Annotated in this window: 3 protein-coding genes and 2 pseudogenes; 3 read left to right on the top strand and 2 right to left on the bottom strand. The window is 40.0% G+C overall.

The window, feature by feature from the left end; all coding sequences use genetic code 11:
* Window positions 1-284: pseudogene (locus K6G87_RS10885) on the bottom strand (TaqI-like C-terminal specificity domain-containing protein); the annotation flags it as partial.
* 324 nt (window positions 285-608) lie between these two features.
* Between K6G87_RS10885 and K6G87_RS10880 the strand changes: the two are divergent.
* Window positions 609-1,088 carry an S-ribosylhomocysteine lyase gene (locus K6G87_RS10880; protein ID WP_296836969.1) on the top strand — a complete coding sequence of 160 codons (480 nt, stop codon included), beginning with the start codon at window positions 609-611 and terminating at the stop codon, window positions 1,086-1,088.
* A gap of 134 nt (window positions 1,089-1,222) precedes the next feature.
* Window positions 1,223-1,924: a 5'-methylthioadenosine/adenosylhomocysteine nucleosidase gene (locus tag K6G87_RS10875; protein ID WP_296836967.1), complete on the top strand. Its 702-nt coding sequence runs from the start codon at window positions 1,223-1,225 to the stop codon at window positions 1,922-1,924.
* Between the two features lie 127 nt (window positions 1,925-2,051).
* On the opposite strand, the gene fliB is transcribed toward K6G87_RS10875, so the two are convergent.
* Complete coding sequence (fliB, locus tag K6G87_RS10870; protein ID WP_296836964.1) at window positions 2,052-3,221, bottom strand: flagellin lysine-N-methylase; 1,170 nt, start codon at window positions 3,219-3,221, stop codon at window positions 2,052-2,054.
* Window positions 3,222-3,476: 255 nt separating this feature from the next.
* Between fliB and K6G87_RS10865 the strand changes: the two are divergent.
* Window positions 3,477-3,667, top strand: a pseudogene (locus K6G87_RS10865) (RluA family pseudouridine synthase); the annotation flags it as partial.

The following is a 3,667-nucleotide window of genomic DNA, read 5'->3' as shown; positions in this document are numbered from 1 at the left end:
TTAAGATACTTTGAAATCTCCCTGACTTTAGGGAGGCAATCTGAATCTTTGGGTACATACGAGTCATAGAAAAAGGATCCGGAGACATATTTCTTGTTGCGGCGGCTGATAAGAGCCTTGACCTTGCCGGAAGATATATCTTCTATTAGAGAATCTGCATATTCTTTGGAAAAAGATGGTTCTGGAGATGACAATACATCTGGCGAGATCTTACCAAGTCTAAGCCAGTTCTTACCCGTAGCTTCTGATATTGAAAGCCTACTGCATAGCTCTTCTAATGTCATAAAACTAAAACCTCTCGTATATTATCCCCTAAAATGTGAAAGAGACAGGTCGCGGGTGCTTTTTGAATTCAAAAAGCCACTGCGCTGTCTCTTCCCTGCGCCTATCCACGAAGAAGCTTTGCCGGCACCTTCGCTGCGCTGCGCCAAAACGGCGCTACTCCTACCGCATTAATGTTAGCTTGAATACATATTATATGTCAACCAAAAATAACTTCAAAATAAGATTGAAATCTGTTAAACTGTATGCGAACAATGAGTAAATTAAGGTGACAAGCGTTCATCTTAAATATATGTCTTAAATCCATGATCGGAGAAAGGATTGTAATGGAAAAAATAGCAAGTTTTACAGTTAATCATTTAGACCTGCTCCCGGGCGTCTATGTTTCAAGACAGGACAAGGTAGGAGTAGAAACAATAACAACTTTTGACCTTAGAATGACAGCTCCTAACAGAGAACCTGTTATGAATACAGCAGAAATGCATACAATAGAGCATCTTGGAGCAACATTTTTAAGAAATGATCCTGAGTACAAGGACAGAGTTATCTATTTTGGACCTATGGGATGCAGAACAGGTTTTTATCTTGTACTTGCCGGTGATCTTACAAGCAAAGAGGTCGCTCCTCTTATCACCAGAATGTATGAATTTATAAGAGACTTTAAGGGAGATATACCGGGAGCAGCTGCAAGAGACTGTGGCAATTATCTTGATCAGAACCTTCCTATGGCTAACTTCCTTGCAAACAGATATCTTGAGAACACTCTTTATAATATTAAAGAAGAGTGTCTGGTGTATCCGGAGTAAACTACGGGCTCTAAATAAGAAATATCTGGTAATCTTATTATGGTTCTTAATACAAGGACATCTAAGGATTATTATCGAGAGAATTTACTTAAGAAAGATTATTATTATAGGTGCAAATATATAGGAGGCATGTAATGTCATATAAGATTGGTATCATAGGTGCAATGGATGTTGAAGTTGCTACCCTTAAAAAAGACATGACTATAAAAAGAACTCTTAGCCGTGCGTCTATGGAATTTTTTGAAGGCACGATCGGAGCTACAGAGGTAGTAGTTGTTAAGAGTGGAGTAGCCAAGGTTAATGCAGGTATATGTGTTCAGATCCTTGTTGATGAGTTCAAGGTAACACATATTATCAATACAGGTGTTGCAGGCTCTATGGATGCAAGGATCAATATAGGAGATATAGTCCTTTCAACAGACGCATGCTATCACGATGTAGATGCTACAATCTTTGGATACAAGAAGGGTGAAGTTCCTCAGCTTGGAAGACGCGAGTTCGTGGCTGACAAGTGGCTCAGAGATAAGGCCAAAGAGGCTATAAAGGCTGCAAATCCTGATCTTGGAATCTTTGAAGGCCGTGTTATAAGCGGAGATCAGTTTATTGGCGGTGGTGTATCCAAGGAGCCATTAAAAGAGTTTGGTGCTTTATGTACTGAGATGGAGGGCGCAGCAATTGCTCAGGCATCATTCCTTAATGATGTACCCTTTGTAATAATAAGAGCCATATCCGATAAAGCTGATGGCTCAGCAGAGGTTGAATATCCGGAATTCGAAGCTAAGGCAGCCAAGGATTGTGCAAGGCTTGTTGAATATATGATGGAGCATCTTGACTGATATAAATACATAGATGAATCTAATTATTAAGACTCCCCACGATCAGATAGATTGTATGGGGAGCCTTTTTAGTTAGATTTACAAATAAGCAAGCGAGAAAGCCCATGGTTTTAACCATGGGAGAATGTCAACCAAGTTCCAATGTCTGTATCGGAAGATAGTCACATACAATTGCATACATATCTTTATTAAGGCCCAGGTTATGGCAGGCTGCGCGTTCGTAGGCGGACAGAAGCTTTGCCATAGAATCCTGGGTTAATTTTTTCTTCCTGTTATAATTGACCATCAGGAACAGGAACATATTCACATGCATGATAGCAGACACAGCAAAATGAACAAAACTATAGTTTTCGTATATTTCTGCGTAGCACTGCTGTACATCATATTGAAGATAGCGAAGGATAGCTTCCATACGGGACGGATCTTCTCTCAAAAACTCTTTTACCATCCTGGTCCATACCTTCTGGCCTTCAATCTCGGTTTTTAGATCAAATTTATGGTGATACCATTCGATTGTTCTGTTGATCATGGAAAAAGGCCTTGAATCCTGAAGGTCAAACTGGGTATTAATAAGTCTGTTAAGAGCCATGATAGGAAGCGGGAAATAAGATCTTCCTGCATCAGGCATGTCATCACTTTTACAAAGCTCATAAAAATATGAAGGCATACCATCTTCTTTAGTAAGCTTCATATCTTTGTGCGCAAGGACAGTATCCTGCGCATACTGGCAATAGGCAAGCAGGGCATGAAGTATACGGTCCATAGTGGCAGGATCAAAGAGAAGCTGTGGTTTGACATTAAGCATTTGGATTATTTCTTTTTGTGAAGTAAGTACGATCTCTTCGAACTGGGGGTCGTCGTTGCTACCATGTCTGTCGCGCTCACATTCTTCGTCGCATTCTATTAGTGCAGGTCTTTGCTGCCTTGCAAGAAGCATCTGACTTACATGTACACACGAAAGGTCCAGATGTTTAGTGGCAAAAGAGCCATAATTTCTGATCTCACGTGGATATTTGCGGCAGATTTCCGGCATATATTCTGTGCCAAGTTTTTTCTGAACATTGCAAAGTCCGTTTATCCCATGAAATATACAGCTGCCGCTGTCGTAGTTGAAGTAGTTCTTGTCAGGGCCTTGAAGACTGAATCGAAGGCATTTGCCCCAGATACCGTCTTTTTCAAGGATCCTTTTTTTGGTTTCATCATCAACTATTATGCGCCAGCCATAGCAGCAGGTCTCAGGACATTCCCCCGCGAGGCATTTGAATTCATCAAAAAGCTCGTTCTTTAAGACTTTCACAATAAAGGTCCTCTTTTTACAGAGATATAGTTCGCTGAATACGAATTTTGAAGGTATATTCATTATATCATTTTTATAAATACAAGTGCCAAGTGCTGTATCATGCAGTAAAATAGTATAAAAACCAAAATTAGGTGCAGTAAAGGTAGTAGTTGGAATAGGACATAACTGATATGGGAATTGCATTTAATGGCAATGTCATTATATTATGTCCATGAATGACTCTGATATAGATATTATAGTAGGTTTTAAGATATGCAGATAATATATGAAGATGACAATATTATAGTGTGCCATAAGGCAGCAGGAGTTGCGACGCAGTCGGCAGATCTTCGCAGTAAAGATATGGTCTCACTTGTTAAGACTCACCTTGTCAGGCAGGCAAGGAAGAATAAGATAAGACTTAAGGGAGAGCCTTATGTCGGACTTATTCACAGACTTGACCA

Source organism: Butyrivibrio sp., assembly GCF_024699075.1.
Note: the sequence above shows the minus strand (reverse complement) of the source record. Positions and strands in the feature narration are given on the sequence as shown.